Source organism: Histidinibacterium lentulum, assembly GCF_003789055.1.
Lineage (GTDB): Bacteria > Pseudomonadota > Alphaproteobacteria > Rhodobacterales > Rhodobacteraceae > Oceanicola > Oceanicola lentulus.
On sequence record NZ_ML119084.1, the window covers coordinates 306,930 to 324,456 of the forward strand.

At 68.8% G+C, this 17,527-nt stretch carries 16 protein-coding genes and 1 pseudogene; 5 read left to right on the plus strand and 12 right to left on the minus strand.

The genetic code is table 11. The annotated features are described in order from the left end of the window. The first annotated feature begins 31 nt into the window (after positions 1-31). The 5 genes from EAT49_RS09810 (at position 32) to EAT49_RS09830 (ending at position 5,661) form a co-directional block, all read left to right on the plus strand. Positions 32-1,552, plus strand: a complete 1,521-nt coding sequence (locus tag EAT49_RS09810; RefSeq protein WP_185020718.1) for a putative bifunctional diguanylate cyclase/phosphodiesterase — start codon at positions 32-34, stop codon at positions 1,550-1,552. 236 nt (positions 1,553-1,788) lie between these two features. Continuing rightward, positions 1,789-3,612: a membrane protein insertase YidC gene (gene yidC, locus EAT49_RS09815; RefSeq protein WP_123642138.1), complete on the plus strand. Its 1,824-nt coding sequence runs from the start codon at positions 1,789-1,791 to the stop codon at positions 3,610-3,612. Further along, complete coding sequence (gene yihA / locus EAT49_RS09820) at positions 3,609-4,262, plus strand: ribosome biogenesis GTP-binding protein YihA/YsxC (protein ID WP_123642139.1); 654 nt, start codon at positions 3,609-3,611, stop codon at positions 4,260-4,262. Before yidC ends, yihA begins: the two co-directional genes overlap by 4 nt. A gap of 9 nt (positions 4,263-4,271) precedes the next feature. Beyond that, positions 4,272-5,141: an acetylglutamate kinase gene (argB, locus tag EAT49_RS09825; RefSeq protein WP_123642140.1), complete on the plus strand. Its 870-nt coding sequence runs from the start codon at positions 4,272-4,274 to the stop codon at positions 5,139-5,141. A 1-nt stretch (position 5,142) separates the two neighbouring features. Next, positions 5,143-5,661 (plus strand): SixA phosphatase family protein, encoded by a 519-nt coding sequence (locus EAT49_RS09830; protein WP_123642141.1) that lies wholly within the window; start codon positions 5,143-5,145, stop codon positions 5,659-5,661. A gap of 182 nt (positions 5,662-5,843) precedes the next feature. Here the strand turns inward: EAT49_RS09830 and EAT49_RS09835 are convergent, their stop codons facing one another. The 12 genes and pseudogenes from EAT49_RS09835 to rpsM form a co-directional block, all read right to left on the minus strand. Next, a complete protein-coding gene (locus tag EAT49_RS09835) occupies positions 5,844-6,644 on the minus strand; it encodes an amino acid ABC transporter ATP-binding protein (RefSeq protein ID WP_123642142.1) in 801 nt (266 codons plus the stop codon). Between the two features lie 10 nt (positions 6,645-6,654). Continuing rightward, positions 6,655-7,293 (minus strand): annotated as a pseudogene (locus tag EAT49_RS09840) (amino acid ABC transporter permease); the annotation flags it as partial. Positions 7,294-8,663: 1,370 nt separating this feature from the next. Further along, the gene (locus EAT49_RS09845) at positions 8,664-9,872 is read right to left on the minus strand and encodes an amino acid ABC transporter permease (protein WP_123642143.1); all 1,209 of its coding nucleotides are present in this window, start codon (positions 9,870-9,872) and stop codon (positions 8,664-8,666) included. Between the two features lie 153 nt (positions 9,873-10,025). Continuing rightward, complete coding sequence (locus EAT49_RS09850) at positions 10,026-11,045, minus strand: amino acid ABC transporter substrate-binding protein (protein ID WP_123642144.1); 1,020 nt, start codon at positions 11,043-11,045, stop codon at positions 10,026-10,028. Positions 11,046-11,286: 241 nt separating this feature from the next. Further along, the gene (locus tag EAT49_RS09855; protein WP_123642145.1) at positions 11,287-11,997 is read right to left on the minus strand and encodes an ATP12 family chaperone protein; all 711 of its coding nucleotides are present in this window, start codon (positions 11,995-11,997) and stop codon (positions 11,287-11,289) included. Continuing rightward, positions 11,994-13,031, minus strand: a complete 1,038-nt coding sequence (locus tag EAT49_RS09860) for an RluA family pseudouridine synthase (protein WP_123642146.1) — start codon at positions 13,029-13,031, stop codon at positions 11,994-11,996. The genes EAT49_RS09855 and EAT49_RS09860 overlap by 4 nt, the downstream gene beginning before the upstream one ends. Next, positions 13,028-13,405 carry a fluoride efflux transporter CrcB gene (gene crcB / locus EAT49_RS09865; protein ID WP_123642147.1) on the minus strand — a complete coding sequence of 126 codons (378 nt, stop codon included), beginning with the start codon at positions 13,403-13,405 and terminating at the stop codon, positions 13,028-13,030. Before crcB ends, EAT49_RS09860 begins: the two co-directional genes overlap by 4 nt. 47 nt (positions 13,406-13,452) lie before the next feature. After that, positions 13,453-14,763, minus strand: a complete 1,311-nt coding sequence (locus EAT49_RS09870) for a replication-associated recombination protein A (protein ID WP_123642148.1) — start codon at positions 14,761-14,763, stop codon at positions 13,453-13,455. Positions 14,764-14,844: 81 nt separating this feature from the next. After that, the gene (rplQ, locus tag EAT49_RS09875; RefSeq protein ID WP_123642149.1) at positions 14,845-15,267 is read right to left on the minus strand and encodes a 50S ribosomal protein L17; all 423 of its coding nucleotides are present in this window, start codon (positions 15,265-15,267) and stop codon (positions 14,845-14,847) included. 170 nt (positions 15,268-15,437) lie between these two features. Further along, a complete protein-coding gene (locus tag EAT49_RS09880) occupies positions 15,438-16,454 on the minus strand; it encodes a DNA-directed RNA polymerase subunit alpha (RefSeq protein WP_123642150.1) in 1,017 nt (338 codons plus the stop codon). A 119-nt stretch (positions 16,455-16,573) separates the two neighbouring features. After that, positions 16,574-16,978, minus strand: a complete 405-nt coding sequence (gene rpsK / locus EAT49_RS09885) for a 30S ribosomal protein S11 (RefSeq protein ID WP_123642151.1) — start codon at positions 16,976-16,978, stop codon at positions 16,574-16,576. 15 nt (positions 16,979-16,993) lie between these two features. Next, positions 16,994-17,362, minus strand: coding sequence for a 30S ribosomal protein S13 (gene rpsM / locus EAT49_RS09890; RefSeq protein ID WP_123642152.1), 369 nt, complete (start codon positions 17,360-17,362; stop codon positions 16,994-16,996). Between the last annotated feature and the right edge of the window lie 165 nt (positions 17,363-17,527).

Genomic DNA, 17,527 nt, shown 5'->3' on the forward strand with positions numbered 1-17,527 from the left:
CCCCGGGCGGGGGCGCAACGACGGGGGCAGGATGACCATCCATCGGGAAAGCGTCGCACCGGACGGGCGGCAGGGACGGCTGATCGCGCCTTGCACGATGCTCTGCCTTGCAACATGGCTTGCGACGCAGCTGCCCGGCTTCCTGATCGCCGCCTTCCTGCTGCCCGCGATCCTGGCCGTGACCATCGACCGCAGACCGCATCGCCAGAGGGCGGATCGGGATCCGCTGACCGGTCTCGACCGGCGGGCGTCGCTGATCGCGGCGCTCGCGGCCGGCACGGAGGAGGCCGCCCGGCGGCGGGAGGAGACCGCCTGCCTCGTGTTCGAGATCGACAATTTCAGATCGTTCGAGGCACGGCTCGACAGGGAGGCGCTCGACACGCTGTTGCGGCTGACCGCGCGGCGGCTCGTGGCCGCCCTGCGCGACAGCGACACCTGCGTGCGTCTGGACGGGCCGGTCTTCGCCGTGGCCCTCGGCGTGATGCCGCGCCTCGGCCAGCCCGATGCGGAGCGGCTGGCGCAACGGCTGCAGGATCTGCTGTCCCTCCCCCTGCGGATCGGCGAGGAGGATCTGCGCCCCTCGCTCTCGGCCGGCTTCGCGCGGGCCGCGGGCGTTTCGCCCCTGACGCCGGAGGGCCTGCTTCAGGCCGCGACCCTCGCGCTGATCGAGGGGCAGCGCCGGGGACCGGGGACGATCCGGGCCTATGACCACGCGATGCAGGCGCGCAACCGCGCCCGCCAGCGCCATGGACGCGATGTCGGACGCGCGCTCGAGAACGGGGAGATCCGGCCCTTCTTCCAGCCGCAGCTCTGCCTCGCGATCGGCCGTGTGACCGGGGCGGAGGCTCTGGCGCGATGGCATCGCCCGGATGGCGTCACGGTCCCGCCGGTGGATTTCCTCTCCGCGCTGGAGGGTGCGGGACGGATGCGCGAACTCGGCGCGCAGATCCTCGACGGCGCGCTCGCCGCCCTGTCGGACTGGGATGCGCGGGACCTGGGCATCGACCGCGTCGGGGTGAACTTCTCCGCCGAGGAGCTGCGGCAGGCCGACCTCGTGGATCGGGTGGGCTTTGCCCTCGGGCGGTACGGGCTCGACCCGGGGCGGCTTTCGGTGGAGGTGCTCGAAACCGTCGTCGCGGGACGGCCCGACGATACGGTGGCCGCCAATCTCCACGGACTGGCGCGGCTCGGCTGCCGCATCGACCTCGACGATTTCGGGACGGGCCACGCCTCGATCACCTCGATCCGGCGCTTCCCCGTCAACCGGCTGAAGATCGACCGGTCCTTCGTGCGCGGGATCGACCGCGACATGACCCAGCGCCGCATCGTGGGGGCGATCCTGACCATGGCGGACCGGTTGGAGCTCGAGGCCCTCGCCGAAGGGGTGGAGACGCCGGGAGAACTCGAAACGATCCGCGAGATGGGCTGCGGCCACCTGCAGGGCTTCGTGCTGGCCCGGCCGATGGCGGCGGCGGATTTCGCCGCCTGGCTCGCGGCGCCGCGGGGAGAGAGCCCCGGCGTCCCGATGGCGCAGCACCTGCGCATCGGGTGACCGAAGGCGCCCGCGCCTCCGCGGCCTAGGCCGACACCGACGCGACGCCCTGGGCACGGCACGGGACCGGCCCCCTCCCCCGCCCCGTCGTCCCGGTCCTTTCCCGACCCGGGTGGCCCAGGCGACCCTTTTCTGCCATCCTCGTGACCCGGTGCCCCCTTGACCTTTGACCTCGTGGCTTGTTGAACCGCGGTCACCTCCCCCACATGCTGCTCTGAGGATCAAAGGCGCAGGACATGGACGAACAGAACCGAAACCTGCTGCTGGCCACGGCTCTCAGCTTTGCGGTGATCCTGATCTGGTTCCTGCTGTTCCCGCCGCCGGAACAGGCGCCGGGCGCGACCGGACCGGACGGACGGCCCGTGGCCGAGATCTCGGACGACGGGGCGCCGCTGACGCCCCCCGGACAGACCACTGTCGATCCCGCAGCGGGCGGCGCCGCCGGCACCGGCGCGCCGAGCGGCGAGGCCACTCCCGAGGCCGCGCGGCTCGCCATCGAGACGCCGAGCCTCACGGGCACGATCAACACGGTCGGGGGCCGGATCGACGACCTCCTGCTCGACAACTACCGCGAGACGCTGGAGCCCGACAGCCCGCTGGTCCGCCTGTTCGAACCCACGGGCTCCGCGAACCCCTATTACGCGCTCCATGGCTGGATCGCGCTCGAGGGCGCCGCCGCCGACCAGGTGCCCGGCGACAGCACGCTCTGGCAGATCGAGGAGGGCGAGACGCTCACCCCCGAAACACCGGTGACGCTGGTCTGGGACAACGGCGCGGGACTGGTGTTCCGCAAGACGATCGCGGTGGACGAGGATTTCATGTTCTCGGTCACCCAGTCGGTGGAGAACACCACCGACGGCGCCGTGACGCTGCGCCCCTACGGCCAGATTCGCCGCCACGGCCAGCCCGACACGGTCAACTTCTTCATCCTGCACGAAGGCGTCGTGCGGATGTCGGACGGCGAGCTCGAGGAGATCGACTACGACGATCTGCCCGGGCTGAGCACCGAGGAAAGCCAGATCGAGGTGGCCGAGAACGGCTGGGTCGGCTTCACCGACAAGTACTGGATGTCCACGCTGATCCCCTCGCCCGGCTCCGATTTCCGGTCCGTGGCGCGCGAGGTGAACGGCATCTACCTGACCGAGAGCGTCTACAATCCCGTCACCATCGCCCCCGGCGGCAGCCTCTCCGCGGAGAGCCAGCTCTTCGCCGGCGCGAAGGAATGGGAGACGATCCGCGAATACCAGAACGAAGCCGGGATCGACCGCTTCATCGACTCGATCGACTGGGGCTGGTTCTTCTTCCTGACGAAGCCGATCTTCGCGATGCTGCACTGGCTGAACGCCATGATCGGCAACATGGGCTGGGCGATCATCGTGCTGACGCTGGTGATCAAGGCGGTCCTGTTCCCGCTCGCCTACAAGTCCTACGCCTCCATGGCCAAGATGAAGGAGCTTCAGCCCGAGATGGAGAAGCTCAAGGAGCGCGCGGGCGACGACAAGCAGAAGCTCCAGCAGGGCATGATGGAGCTCTACAAGAAGAACAAGGTGAACCCCGCCTCCGGCTGTCTGCCGATCCTCCTGCAGATCCCGATCTTCTTCTCGCTCTACAAGGTGATCTTCGTCACGCTGGAACTGCGGCACGCGCCCTTCGTGCTGTGGCTGCGCGACCTCTCCGCGCCGGACCCGTCCTCTCTCTTCAATCTCTTCGGCCTGCTGCCCTGGGCCGCGCCCGAGCCGGGCTCGATCCTCGCGCTGATCTTCCTCGGCATCCTGCCGATCCTGCTCGGCATCTCCATGTGGCTGCAGATGAAGCTGAACCCGGCGCCGCCGGACCCGACCCAGCGGATGATCTTCGCCTGGATGCCGTGGATCTTCATGTTCATGCTGGGCTCGTTCGCCAGCGGCCTGCTGATCTACTGGATCGCGAACAACATCATCACGTTCACCCAGCAGTACCTGATCATGCGCGCCCAGGGCTACACGCCCGACCTTCTGGGCAACATCCGCGGGACCAGCTCCTCCACGCCGGCCAACAAGTCCGGACCCCCGAAGAAGTGAGCGCCCTGCCCTTCCCGCTCGCGGAGGCGCCCGACGCCCTCGCGCTGGAACGCGGGCGCAAGCTCTTCGCCGGGCCGGTCGATTTCCTCAAGGGCGTGGTGGCCATGGACGGCCTGCCGCCCGCCGACCGCCCGGAGGTCTGCTTTGCCGGCCGGTCCAACGTCGGGAAATCGACGCTGATCAACGCGCTGACGGGCCGCAAGGCGCTGGCGCGGGCCTCGAACACGCCGGGTCGCACGCAGGAAGTCAACTACTTCACCCTCGGCGAGGCCGCCTATCTCGTGGACCTGCCCGGCTACGGCTATGCCGAGGCGCCGGTCGCCGTCGTGCAGAAATGGCAGGCGCTCCTGAAGCAGTACCTGCAGGGCCGCGCCACGCTGCGCCGGGCCTTCGTGCTGATCGACACCCGCCACGGCATCAAGGCGGTGGACGAGGAGATCCTGTCGCTCCTCGACGGCGCGGCGGTGACCTTCCAGGCGGTGATGACCAAGGCTGACAAGGTCAAGGCCGCCGACCGCGACAAGGTCCTGTCCCAGGTGCGCACCGCCCTCGCAAAGCACCCGGCGGCCTATCCCGAGATCGTGTTGACCTCCGCCGAAAAGGGGGATGGGATCGCGACGCTCCGCGCCATCGTGGCCGGGATCGCCTGAGGAGCCGGAATGAGGACCCAGACCATGGACCGCGACTGGATCGCGACGGCGCGCACCCTGTCCGAGGCGCTGCCCTATCTGCAACGCTACGCGGGCTCCGTCGTGGTGGTGAAGTTCGGCGGCAACGCCATGGGCGACGACGCGGCGATGGCCAGCTTCGCCCGCGACATCGTGCTGATGCGGCAGGTGGGCGTGAACCCGGTCGTGGTCCACGGCGGCGGCCCGATGATCAACGAGATGCTCGCCAAGCTCGGCATCGAAAGCCGCTTCGTGCGCGGCAAGCGGGTCACCGACCGGGCCACGGTCGAGGTGGTGGAGATGATCCTGTCGGGCCTCGTCAACAAGCGGATCGTGCAGGCGATCAACGACGAGGGCGGCCGCGCCGTGGGCCTGTCGGGCAAGGACGACGACCTGCTGGTCGCCGAGGCCGACGATCCGGAACTGGGCTATGTGGGCCGTCCGGTCGCGACCCGGGTGCAGGTGCTGCGCGATCTCTTCGGCGCGGGGATCATCCCGGTCGTGGCGCCGGTGGCGACGGGGCGGGAGAAGAACGAGACCTTCAACGTCAACGGCGACACTGCGGCGGGCGCCATCGCGGGCGGGCTGAAGGCGGACCGGCTGCTGCTGCTGACCGATGTGGCGGGGGTCAAGGACGCGGCGGGCGACGTCATCACCGAACTCGACGCCGCCCGGATCCGCGCGATGATCGAGGACGGCACCATCGCGGGCGGGATGATCCCGAAGGCGGAGACGGCGCTTGCCGCCCTGAACGAGGGGGTACGGGCGGTTGTGATCCTCGACGGGCGGCTGCCGAATGCCTCGCTGCTGGAGCTGTTCACCGAGTACGGGGCGGGCTCTCTGATCCGCAAGCGGCTCTGACATGCCGCGTCTCATCCTGATCCGCCATGCGAAATCGGCCTGGGACGACGCCGCGGCCGAGGATCACGCGCGGGTCCTGAACGAGCGGGGGCGGCGCGCGGCGCCGGCGCTCGGCGACTGGCTCGCGCGGCGGGCGCTGGTCCCGGGGCAGGCGCTGGTCTCGGACGCGGCGCGCACCCGCGAGACCTGGGCGCTGATTGCGGCGCGCCTCGAGGGGGCGCCGGAGGCGGAGGTCCTGCCCGCGCTCTACCACGCCTCGGCCGAGGGGATGCTGCAGGTGCTGCGCGACCGGGGCCGGGCCCATGCGGTGGCGATGGTGGGGCACAATCCGGGGATCGGCGAGTTCGCGGCGCGGCTCGTGGCGGTTCGGCCCGATCATCCGCAGTTCGCGATCTACCCGACGGGGGCCACCACGGTCATCGACCTGCCCGCGCGGTCCTGGGAGAAGGTCGGCTTCGGGACCGGCGGCGTGGTGGATTTCGTGGTCCCGCGCGAGCTGGCCGATGAGCGTTCACGATGAAACGGGCCCTCAAGTCCCTGTCATCAAATTAAAATCCCGAAAAAGTCGTCCCGATCCGGACTCTGTCGTCCGGCCCTCTGTCCCTCCCCTTTCCCATTTTTCTGGCGGAGAATATCCCGGAGGGGTCCGGGGAGGCAGAGCCTCCCCGGCGGATCGCCGCGCGGCACGCGCGGCGAAACCGCTCAGTGACCGAGGATCTGGCTCAGGAACAGCTTGGTCCGGTCGGACTGGGGATTGTTGAAGAATTCCTCGGGCTCGTTCTGTTCGACGATCTGGCCCTGGTCCATGAAGATGACGCGGTTCGCCACCTGCCGCGCAAAGCCCATCTCGTGGGTCACGCAGAGCATCGTCATCCCCTCCTCGGCGAGGGAGATCATGGTGTCGAGCACCTCCTTGATCATCTCCGGATCGAGGGCGGAGGTGGGCTCGTCGAACAGCATGATGCGCGGGTTCATGCAGAGCGACCGGGCGATGGCCACGCGCTGCTGCTGCCCGCCCGAGAGCTGCCCGGGGTATTTCAGCGCCTGCTCGGGGATCTTCACCCGCTCGAGATAGCGCATGGCCGTCTCCTCGGCCTCCTTCTTGGGCGTCTTGCGCACCCAGATCGGCGCCAGGGTGCAGTTGTCGAGCACGGTCAGGTGCGGAAAGAGGTTGAAGTGCTGGAACACCATCCCGACCTCCGACCGCACCCGGTCGATGTTCTTGAGGTCGCTGGTCAGCTCGGTGCCGTCCACCACGATGGTGCCCTGCTGGTGTTCCTCCAGCCGGTTGATGCAGCGGATCAGCGTCGACTTGCCCGACCCCGAGGGGCCGCAGATGACGATGCGCTCGCCGCGGTAGACCGTCAGGTTGATGTCGCGGAGCACATGGAACGCGCCGAACCACTTGTTCATGCCGCGGATGTCGATGGCGACCTCGTCGGAGACCTGCATGTGGCTGCGGTCGATCTCGCGCCGCTCCGTGTCGAAGGCGGTGTCGGTCATGGCACTCTCCTCAGCGATGCTCGCGCGAGAGCTTTCGCTCGAGCGCAAGGGAATAGCGGCTCATGCCGTAGCAGCAGGCGAAGAACATGAGACCGACGAAGACGAAGAGCTCCCAGTAGATGCCCTGCCAGTCGGTACTGGCGCGGATCGTTTCCGAAAGCCCGATGGGATCGAGAAGCCCGATGAAGACCACCAGCGTGGTGTCCTTGAAGAGGCCGATGAAGGTGTTGACGATGCCGGGGATCGAGATCTTCAGCGCCTGCGGCAACACGATGAGCCGCATCGACTTGGCATAGTCGAGCCCGAGCGCTCCCGCCGCCTCGTATTGCCCGCGCGGCAGCGCCGCGAGGCCGCCGCGCACCACTTCGGCGATATAGGCGGAGGCGAAGAAGGTCACCATGATGATGACCCGGAGCAGCAGCGAGAAGTTCGTGCCCGGCGGCAGGAAGTAGTTGAGCAGGAGCTGCGCGGTGAAGAGCCAGACGATCAGCGGCACGCCGCGGATCACCTCGATGAACCCGACGCAGATCGCCTTGATGATGAAGAGGTCCGACTGCCGCCCCAGCGCCAGCAGGATGCCCAGGGGCAGCGACAGGATGATGCCCGACAGTCCGATGATCAGCGCCAGCATGAAGCCGCCGAACTCGCGGTCCTGCACCGGCTCGAGCCCGATGCGCCCGGCGTCCTTGTAGGTCGCGTTGAGCGCGTTGGTCAGCGTCGTCATTTCGCCGCGGACCTCCAGCAGGGCGCGGAGCGCGTCCAGATCGGCGGGATCCGTTCCGGCCGGGGCCGCGTCGACCCGGCGCAGGTCACGCAGGGCGCGCGGCACGAGGGCGAGGCGCTCGGCCTCCATCGCCCGCAGTTCGGTAAGGCGGGCCTGACGCTCCGGCATCACCGCGAGATTGGTCAGCCGGGAGTCCGCGTTGGAGATGTCCGCGCTCATCAGCGTGATCTGCGAGGACAGCCGGTTGATCTCGTTGCGCAGCGTCGTCAACTCGTCGACGGCGGCGAGGAACGTCGCGCGCTCGTCCGCGAGGGCGGGGTCCTCGGCCGCCGCCGAGGCGGCGGCCCGCGCCTCGTGGCGCGCGTTCTCGCGCTGGGTCGGTCCGATCTCCTCGCTCTCGGGATCGAGCCCGCGTTCCTCGAAATAGGCCAGGATGGCAGCGGCCCGGGCCGCCTCCACCGCCTCGGTGATCGGGGCATAGGCCTCGGCCTTGATGGCCTCGAGCGCGCTCACCTCGGCGCGGAGGGACTCGCGCTGGGCCTCCAGGTCCGCAAGGCGGGGCCGCAGCCTCTCGATCCGGGCCTCCGCTTCGGCGGTGATCGTCGCGGTCCGGCTTTCGGCCGACAGCCGGTGAATCCCGTCGTTGAGCGCGGGCACCGCCGCCAGCCACCAGACGAGCGCGGCGACAATCGCCGCCAGCGCGGCAAGGAGACCGCTGACCGCGCCGAGGACGCGCCAGACGGCATAGCCCACGACGAGGCCCGCGATCACGAGAAGCGGCACCCAGAACGACCCGCCCCACAGGAGCCAGGGCATCAGGAACGGGTAGATGCCCGTGAACCACAGCATCTGCCGCGGCAGGCCGGGATAGAGCACCGGGGCGATGGCCACGAAGAACAGCAGGAAGGTCAGGTTGGGCCGCCAGTAGAGATCGGCCGGATAGAACCCGTAGATCAGCTGGATGCCGCGTTCCTGGAGCACCGCCCAGCATGCGCCGCCGCCGCCGGGCGCGCCCGTCACGAGGAATACCTGGCGGCATTCCGACAGCGATCGGGCGTCCCAGACGGAGTTCAGGATCCAGGGCACGAGCGCCGCGAGGGACAGGTAGATGATCCAGAGCGACGCCACCGTCAGCAGGATGTTGAGCGGCGAGGACAACAGGTTCTCGCGCATCCAGCGCACCGCGCCGGATTGCGTCATCGGCGGCTCCTGCTGCGGGAGCATGGTCTCGCGGACATAGGCCACGGTCTGGGCGTGGGTGTCAGACATTCTCGCGCTCCTGCGGTCCGGCCATCTCAGCGCTCCTTCAGCTTGACGCTGGTGTTGTAGAGATTGCCGAAGCCCGCGATGATCAGGCTCAGCGTCAGGTAGAAGAGACCGAGGAGCAGCATCCCCTCCAGTTCCCGCCCGGTCTGGTTGATCGTGATGCCGCCCAGCGTGGCGCGCACGTCCATGTAGCCCACCGCGATGGCGAGGGAGCTGTTCTTCGTCAGGTTCAGGTATTGCGAGATCAGCGGCGGCACGATCACCCGCATGGCCTGGGGCAGGATCACGAGGTTCATCGTCCGCCCGGGGCGGAGGCCGAGGGCGAAGGCCGCCTCGGTCTGCCCCTTGGAGATCGCGAGGATGCCCCCGCGCACGATCTCGGCGATGAAGGCGCCGGTATAGAGCGAGAGCGCCAGCCACAGCGCGATGAACGAGTTGCGGATCAGCACGCCGCCGTCGAAGTTGAAGCCGCGCGGCTCGGGATAGTCGAGCGTCAGCGGCCGGCCGAGGAGGAAATAGGCGATGAGCGTGGGCAGCACGAGCAGGCCCAGAGAGACCCAGAGCACCGGGAGGATCTGGCCGGTCGCGGCCTGACGTCTGCGGGCGAAGCGGCGGAAGCCCCAGATCGCGGCGAGGGACAGGACGAAGACGGCGAGGAGCGCGGTCGAGCCGGCGCCCCAGACCGGCGCGGGGATCCAGGTGCCCTGCCGGGTCATCGCCACGGAGCCGAGCCAGAGATCGACCTCTCCCGACCCGTAGGCGCGGGGATGCGGCAGGCTCTCGCTGACCACGGCGAAGATCAGCACGATCCACAGCAGGAGCGGGATGTTGCGGAAGCCCTCGACGTAGACGCCCATCAGGCGCGAGACGATCCAGTTCTTCGACAGGCGCAGCACGCCCGCGATGACGCCGAGGATCGTGGCCGCGATGCAGCCGAGCACGGCGATCAGGATGGTGTTCAGCATCCCCACGATGGCGGCGCGGCCGTGGCTCGACCGGCTGTCGTATTCGATCAGGCGCTGGTTGATGTCATAGCTCGCGGGCTGCGCGAGAAAACCGAAGTTGAAATCCTTGCCCAGTGCCTCGAGGTTCTCGACCGTGTTCGACAGCAGCCAGTAGACCGCGAGCACAAGAAGGCCGAGGGCGACGACCTGGATCGTGATGGAGCGGTAGCGCGTGTCGTAGAGGAGTTGCGACAGGCGGAAACCGCCGCTCCGCGGTTCGGTGGTCGTCGTCATCCTGGTCTCCCTGGCTTCCGTTGCCTGACACGGGTGCCGCCCGGGTTGTCCCGGTGCGTCCCGCCTGTTGTGGGAAGCTCTGGTGTTGGCTTGCGCTGTAACGGGTGGTCCGGGGCCCCGTCGCCGCGTGCGACAGGGCCCCGGACCGGAAGGTCAGCGGAAGGGCGGCGCGTAGAGCAGGCCGCCGTCGGTCCACTGCGCGTTCAGACCGCGCGCGAGGCCGATGGGAGTGGACTCGCCGATGTGACGCTCGAAGAGTTCACCGTAGTTGCCGCCGGTGCTGATCACCCGCACGGCCCAGTCGTTGTCGAGGCCGAGCATCGCGCCGAAATCGCCCTCGACGCCCAGGAGACGGTTGATCTCCGGGTTGTCCGTGCCGTCAGCCGCGAGCTGCGCGACATTGGCGGAGGTGATGCCGAGTTCCTCGGCGGCGATGAGCGCGTTCAGCGTCCAGCGCACGATGTCGCCCCACTGGTTGTCGCCATGGCGGACCACCGGGCCGAGCGGTTCCTTCGACACGATCTCGGGCAGGATCACATGGGCCGACGGGTCCTCGAAGGTCGCCCGCGCGGCGGCGAGGGCGGAGGCGTCGGTCGTGTAGACGTCGCAGGCACCCGCGCCGTACTGCTCCAGCGCCTCGCCGTTGGTCGCGATCGGGACCGGCTCGTAGTTCATGTTGTTGACGCGGAAGAAGTCGGCGAGGTTGAGCTCGGTCGTGGTGCCGGTCTCGATGCAGACCGACGCGCCGTCGAGTTCAAGCGCCGAGGCCACGCCCAGCTCGCGCGGAACGATGAAGCCCTGGCCGTCGTAGTAGTTGATCCCCGTGAACTCGAACGCCAGGTCCACGTCGCGGGTGAAGGTCCAGGTGGTGTTCCGCGAGAGCATGTCGATCTCGCCGGAAGCCAGCGCGGTGAAGCGGGTCTGGCTGGTGAGCGGAATGAACTCCACGGCGGTCGCGTCGTTCAGGACCGCGGCTGCGACGGCGCGGCACAGGGCGACATCGAACCCGTCCCAGACGCCGTTGGCATCCGCCGCGGCAAAGCCCGTCAGGCCGGTGTTCACGCCGCAGTTGAGTGTGCCCCGCGCCTTGATGTCGTCAAGGGTCGCTGCAGCCGCGCTGCCCGCCGCAAGGCCGGCAATCGTCAAAGCACCGTAAATTACGGTCTTGTTCATTTATACCTCACTCCTGTCTGTCGCCCCCCGGGAGTCCCCCTTGGCGCGCCTGTTGATCGGGGATCATGCTCTTCTATCGGACACCCCCCCGCGGACAACGGGTCAGAACTCTCCCTGAGCACCCGTCATGCGGAAATGGTGGCCACCGGAGCGGCATTGGTCAAGTCCCGCGTCGCCCACACAACCGTCATCTGCCTGACGTTTCGGCAGTTATGGACACATTGAGCGGGTTCGAGGCGGATCAGGACCCTGCGAGGCGCAGGAAACGTGCCGCGTCGAGGAACACCAGGCGCTTGATCTCGGCGGCCTCGGCGGCCTCTTCGTCCTCGCCCCATTGCTCGGCCTGCCAGGTCTCGTCGATCCGGCTGCGGCGCCATGCCTCGTCCGGGTCCAGCGCCTCGCGGGCCACTGCGAAACCGATCACCAGCGAGCCCGAGAGCGCCACGAGATCGGAAAAGGCGGTCAGCCGCCACGGATCGAGTGCGCGCACCTCGCGGTGCAGCCGATCCAGCGCCCGCGCATCCTGCGGCTGGAACATCACCCCCGCGACCGGCAGAAGCCGCGCGCCCAGGTCGGCTGCCGCCCAGTCCAGCAGCGGGTCCCAGCCCGCTGTCTGGCGGCGCACCAGCTCGGCCGGCTGCTCGGCGCGGTAGCACAGAAGGTCGGTCCCGCCATAGTCGGCGGTCAGCCGGGCGACCTCGTCGAACTGGGGCCGGACCTTGTCGATGGCGGAATTGCCCGCGCGGGTCACGGGCATCGCGCCGGGATCGACGACCTCCTCCTGCGCGTTCCATTCGTCGGCCGCGGCCTCTGCCAGCGCACGCGAAGGCAGTTCCAGCAGGTCCTTGGCGGGCGTGCGCACGGGCCGGCCGTCGAGCGCGATGCCCCAGCCCGAGGCGGTCTCGACGGGCGCGGCCTCGGTCCAGAACCGCTTCATCCTCCATTCGCTCATCGCGGGTCGTCCTCGAACGGATCGGCGGGCGCGTCCGCCGGGTTCCAGCCCAGCGTCTGCCAGCTTCGCGCCATGTGGTCGGGCAGCGGCGCCACGAGGGTCAGCCGCCTACCGGTCACGGGATGGAGCAACGACAGGCTCCGGGCATGCAGATGCAGCTTGCGGCTGATGTCGCCGCCCAGCTGCGCGCCCCAGCCGGACCCGAGGTTTTCCTGCCCGGAGCCGCCGTACTTGCCGTCTCCGACGATGGGATGGCCGATCTCGGCCATGTGGGCGCGCAGCTGGTGCGTGCGGCCCGTCACGGGGACCAGCGCGACCCAGGCCGCGCGGCTGGCCAGACGCTCGATCACCGCGTAATCGGTGGTGGCGTGGCGTGCGTCGGGCGTGGAGGCGACCTCTCCGGGATGGATGGCGCGCATCTTCTCGTGCCCCGCATGGCCCGATTTCACGAGGCCGAAGCGGATCGTGCCCCCGGACGGGTTCGGAACGCCCGCGCAGATCGCCCAGTAGATCTTGCGCGCGTCCCGGGCGCGGAAGGCATCGGTGAGCGCCTTGGCCATGGTCCGGCCGCGCGCCATGAGAAGGACGCCCGACGTATCCTTGTCGAGCCGGTGGACGAGGCGCGGCGGCTCCTCGGCATCGAACATCAGCGCGGGAGCCAGCGCATCCACATGGAGCGCCTGGCCGGTGCCCCCCTGCGTCGCCAGCCCCGGGGGCTTGTTCAGCGCAAGGATATGGTCGTCGCGATAGAGCACGGCGGCGCGGATACGCTCCGCCGCCTCGTCGCTGACGCGGGTGTCGCGCAGGTCGGGGCGCACGTCGCCCTCGGCGGGCAGGGGCGGCACTCGGATCTTCTGGCCCGGCGCCACCCGGGTGGAGGATTTGGCCCGCGCGCCGTCGATGCGGATCTCGCCCTTGCGGCAGGCCTTCTCGATCCGGCCTTGGGTCACCTGCGGGAAATGCCGTTTCAGCCAGCGGTCAAGCCGCTGGTCGCCCTCGTCCGGGCCCACGGTCAGGGTCTGCACCCCGCTCATGCGATCCCCCGCGCCAGCCACAGCCCCGCCCCGAGGGCGAGGATCGACAGGATCACCGACAGGCCCACATAGAGCGCCGCCTGCCCGGCGAGGCCGTTCTCCCAGAGCGTCACCGCCTCGAGCGAGAACGCCGAGAAGGTGGTGAAGCCGCCGAGGATGCCCGTCAGGACGAAGGGCGTCAGATGGGCGAGGCCCATGCGTCCGAGAAGCACGACGAGAACTCCCATGAGAAACGAGCCCGCGACATTCACCGCGAGGATCGCGACCGGAAAGCCGCCCGTGCCGAAGCCCCGCGCCATGCCCGCCCCGACGAGGAACCGGGCGGAGGCGCCGATCGCGCCGCCGAGGGCGACCTGAAGGGTGGTGGCGAGCATGGCCCTGTCCTCGGGTCGGTGGCGCGGGAAGTCAAGCGGTGCGGGGCTTACGGGGTCCGACGGGCGCGGAGCTTGTCGAAATACGCGATGCGCTTGTTCAACTCGCGCTCGAATCCGCGGTCGGGGGGGTCGTAGTAGCGCGCCCGCTCCATGCCGTCCGGGAAATAGTGCTGGCCGGAGAAGGCGTCCTCGGCGTCGTGGTCGTAGGCATAGCCTTCGCCGTAGCCGAGTTCCTTCATCATCTTCGTGGGCGCGTTGCGGATGTGGTGGGGCGGCGGCTCCGACCCGGTCTGTTTCGCCGCGGCGCGGGCGGCCTTGTAGGCGACATAGGCCGCGTTCGATTTCGGCGCGAGGGCGAGGTAGACGACCGCCTGCGCCAGCGCGAGTTCCCCCTCGGGCGAGCCGAGGCGCTCGTAGGTCTGCCAGGCGGCGAGGCAGTGGGTCTGCGCCTCGGGGTCGGCGAGGCCGATGTCCTCGACGGCCATGCGGGTGATGCGGCGGGCGAGGTAGCGCGGGTCCTCGCCGCCCTCGAGCATCCGGGCGAACCAGTAGAGGCTTGCGTCGGGATCGGAGCCGCGGACGGATTTGTGCAGGGCGGAGATCAGGTTGTAATGGGCCTCGCCCGACTTGTCGTATTGGGCGGCGCGGCGGGTGAGGCGCGCGGAGAGGGCCCTGGTGTCCAGGGGCTCCGCAGGGGACCAGCCCGCGATCTGTTCCACGAGGTTCAGGAGCGCGCGGCCGTCGCCGTCGGCCATCCCGAGGAGCGCCGCGCGCGCCTCGGGGGTGAGCGGCAGGGGGCGGCCCAGCTCCTGCTCGGCACGGGCGGCGAGGCGGTCGAGGTCCTCTTCCGCCAGACGGTCGAGAACCAGCACCTGCGCGCGGGACAGGAGGGCGGCGTTCAGCTCGAAGGACGGGTTTTCCGTGGTCGCGCCGACAAGGAGGATCGTGCCGTCCTCCATGTGCGGCAGGAACCCGTCCTGCTGCGCCTTGTTGAAGCGGTGGATCTCGTCGACGAAGAGGAGCGTCCCCTGCCCCGCCCGGCGGCGCAGCTTGGCGGCGTCGAAGACCTTCCTGAGGTCCGGCACGCCGGTGAAGATGGCGCTGATCTGCACGAAATGCAGGTCGGTCTCGTCCGCCAGCAGCCGCGCGATGGTGGTCTTGCCCACGCCGGGCGGCCCCCAGAGGATCAGAGAGGACAGCGCGCCCGAGGCCAGCATGGTCGTGAGCGGCGCGTCGGGGCCGAGGATGCGCGCCTGCCCGATCACCTCGGCGAGCCGGGTGGGCCTCAGGCGGTCGGCGAGCGGGCGCGGCGCGGTGCCCGACCGGTCTTCCCCGTGCTGATCGAAAAGGTCGGCCATGGGACGGGTCTATACCTCCGGGCGCCGGAACGAAAAGGCCCCGCCGGAGCGGGGCCTCGTGTCATGCGGCGGCGCCGGGGATCACTCCTCGGCGTCGGCCTCCTCGGCCTCGAGCCGCTCGCGGTCGGCCTTGCCCTTGGCGCTCTCGTCGCGGTCCACCAGCTCGATGATCGCCATGGGCGCCATGTCGCCGTAGCGGAAGCCGGCCTTCAGAACGCGCGTATAGCCGCCCTGACGCTCGGCGTAGCGGGGGCCGAGCACGTCGAAGAGCTTCGCGGCATGGGCGTCCTGCTTGAGCTGGGCGCGGGCCTGGCGGCGGGCGTGCAGGTCGCCGCGCTTGGCGAGCGTGATCAGCTTGTCGGTGATCCGCTTGAGTTCCTTGGCCTTGGGCAGGGTCGTCTTGATCTGCTCGTGCTCGATCAGCGAGCCGGCCATGTTGGCCCAGAGCGCCTTGCGGTGCTCATGGGTGCGGTTGAGTTTGCGGTATCCGCGGGCGTGACGCATGTGACTTCTCCGGTTTGCCCTCTACGGGCGATTTTGCTTTGTCCGGCGGGGGATGCGTGTCCCCCGCTCCCCTTGGGGCGGGATGCCCGGGTCTTTCTGCGTGGGCCGGGCTGAAGCCCGGCCTACGGTTCGTGCGAAGGTGTAGGCCGGGCTTCAGCCCGGCTTCCCCCTCAGAACTGGTCTTCGAACTTCTTCGCCAGATCCTCGATATTGTCCGGCGGCCAGTCCTCCACGTCCATGCCGAGGTGCAGGCCCATGCCCGAAAGCACTTCCTTGATCTCGTTCAGGGACTTGCGGCCGAAGTTCGGGGTGCGGAGCATCTCGGCCTCGGTCTTCTGGATCAGGTCGCCGATATAGACGATGTTGTCGTTCTTCAGGCAGTTGGCGGAGCGCACCGACAGCTCCAGCTCGTCCACCTTCTTCAGCAGGAGCGGGTTGAACTCCAGCCCGTCGTCATCGCCATGGGCCGACGCGCTCTCGGGTTCGTCGAAGTTGACGAAGATCTGCAGCTGGTCCTGCAGGATGCGCGCGGCATAGGCCACGGCGTCCTCGGGGCTGACCGAGCCGTCCGTCTCCACCTTCATGGTCAGCTTGTCGTAGTCGAGCACCTGGCCCTCGCGGGTGGGCTGGACCTCGTAGCTGACCTTCTTGACGGGCGAATAGATCGCGTCGATGGCGATCATGCCGATGGGCGCATCCTCGGGCTTGTTGCGGTCGGCCGCGACATAGCCTTTGCCCTGGTTGACGGTCAGCTCCATGTAGAGATCGGCGCCCTCGTCGAGATGGCAGATCAGGTGATCCTTGTTCAGGATCTCGATGCCCGCGCTTTCCGAGATGTCGCCGGCGGTGACCGCGCCCGGACCCTTTGCCTGGACCGTCAGGCGCTTCGGCCCCTCGACATCCATCCGGATCGAGACGCCCTTGAGGTTCAGGACGATGTCGGTCACATCTTCGGCGACGCCGGCGACCGAGGAGAACTCGTGCAGCACGTTGTCGATCTGCACCGCCGTGATCGCGGCGCCCTGCAGCGACGAGAGCAGCACGCGGCGCAGCGCGTTGCCCAGGGTGAGGCCGAAGCCCCGCTCCAGCGGTTCGGCGACCAGCGTGGCGCGGCGCATCGGATCCGTGCCCGGCTTGACGTCCAGTTGCATGGGCTTGATCAATTCGGCCCAGTTCTTGTGGATCATGCGGCCCTCCATTCCCGTCCCTCACCCATGATCGGCGGCGTGGGACATCCCGAGGTTACGTAAACGACAAAGGGGGAAAGCGCCGCGATCGGCGGTTTCCCCGGTATTCCGGACGCGGGTCAGACGCGGCGGCGCTTCGGCGGACGGCAGCCGTTGTGCGCGATGGGCGTGACGTCGCGGATCGAGGTGATGTTGAAGCCCACGGCGGCCAGGGCGCGCAGCGCGCTCTCGCGGCCGGAACCGGGGCCCTGCACCTCGACCTCGATGGTCTTCACGCCATGTTCCTGAGCCTTGCGGCCGGCATCCTCGGCGGCCATCTGGGCGGCGTAGGGCGTCGACTTGCGCGAGCCCTTGAAGCCCATGGTCCCCGCGGACGACCAGGCGATCGCATTGCCCTGCACGTCGGAGATCAGGATCTTGGTGTTGTTGAACGAAGAGTTCACGTGGGCCACGCCCGCCGCGATGTTCTTCGAGACTTTCTTCTTGCCGCCGCGGCGGTCGCCGCGCGTGGGTTGACGAGCCATGTTCCCTATCTCCCCTTATTTCTTCTTGCCGGCGATGGCCTTCGCGGGGCCCTTGCGGGTCCGCGCGTTGGTGTGGGTCCGCTGACCGCGGACGGGGAGGTTGCGGCGGTGACGCAGGCCGCGGTAGCAGCCGAGGTCCATCAGGCGCTTGATGTTCATCTGCACTTCACGGCGCAGGTCGCCTTCGACGGTGAAGTTGGCGTCGATATGCTCGCGGATCGCCAGAACCTCGGAATCCGAGAGTTCGTTGATCCGGCGCGACTGGTCGATGCCTGTCGCCTCGCAGATGGAGCGGGCCGAGGACGGGCCGATTCCGGTGATGTAGGTGAGGGCGATCGGCACCCGCTTTGAAGTGGGGATGTTGACGCCGGCGATTCGTGCCAAGACGGTGTTCCTTTCGTCGCGAGCCCGTAGTGCCAGGCCCTTTTTTCACAACGGATGCCGGGGGAGACCCCGGGCATGCGCAACAGAGGTGGTCGGGCCGCACGGACCCCGTTCGATTCTCGCGGAGGAGATGGGGCTAGCTATCGGCGCCCCGGCAAAGGGTCA

Bases quoted from the DNA above. Each gene is read 5' to 3' on its own strand.
- EAT49_RS09845 (WP_123642143.1), bottom strand. From the start codon at position 9,872: ATGACGACGACCACCGAACCGCGGAGCGGCGGTTTCCGCCTGTCGCAA.
- EAT49_RS09835 (WP_123642142.1), bottom strand. From the start codon at position 6,644: ATGACCGACACCGCCTTCGACACGGAGCGGCGCGAGATCGACCGCAGC.
- EAT49_RS09870 (WP_123642148.1), bottom strand. From the start codon at position 14,763: ATGGCCGACCTTTTCGATCAGCACGGGGAAGACCGGTCGGGCACCGCG.
- rplQ (WP_123642149.1), bottom strand. From the start codon at position 15,267: ATGCGTCACGCCCGCGGATACCGCAAACTCAACCGCACCCATGAGCAC.
- EAT49_RS09860 (WP_123642146.1), bottom strand. From the start codon at position 13,031: ATGAGCGGGGTGCAGACCCTGACCGTGGGCCCGGACGAGGGCGACCAG.
- crcB (WP_123642147.1), bottom strand. From the start codon at position 13,405: ATGCTCGCCACCACCCTTCAGGTCGCCCTCGGCGGCGCGATCGGCGCC.
- EAT49_RS09855 (WP_123642145.1), bottom strand. From the start codon at position 11,997: ATGAGCGAATGGAGGATGAAGCGGTTCTGGACCGAGGCCGCGCCCGTC.
- EAT49_RS09850 (WP_123642144.1), bottom strand. From the start codon at position 11,045: ATGAACAAGACCGTAATTTACGGTGCTTTGACGATTGCCGGCCTTGCG.
- EAT49_RS09810 (WP_185020718.1), top strand. From the start codon at position 32: ATGACCATCCATCGGGAAAGCGTCGCACCGGACGGGCGGCAGGGACGG.
- EAT49_RS09830 (WP_123642141.1), top strand. From the start codon at position 5,143: ATGCCGCGTCTCATCCTGATCCGCCATGCGAAATCGGCCTGGGACGAC.
- yidC (WP_123642138.1), top strand. From the start codon at position 1,789: ATGGACGAACAGAACCGAAACCTGCTGCTGGCCACGGCTCTCAGCTTT.
- EAT49_RS09880 (WP_123642150.1), bottom strand. From the start codon at position 16,454: ATGATCCACAAGAACTGGGCCGAATTGATCAAGCCCATGCAACTGGAC.
- argB (WP_123642140.1), top strand. From the start codon at position 4,272: ATGAGGACCCAGACCATGGACCGCGACTGGATCGCGACGGCGCGCACC.
- rpsK (WP_123642151.1), bottom strand. From the start codon at position 16,978: ATGGCTCGTCAACCCACGCGCGGCGACCGCCGCGGCGGCAAGAAGAAA.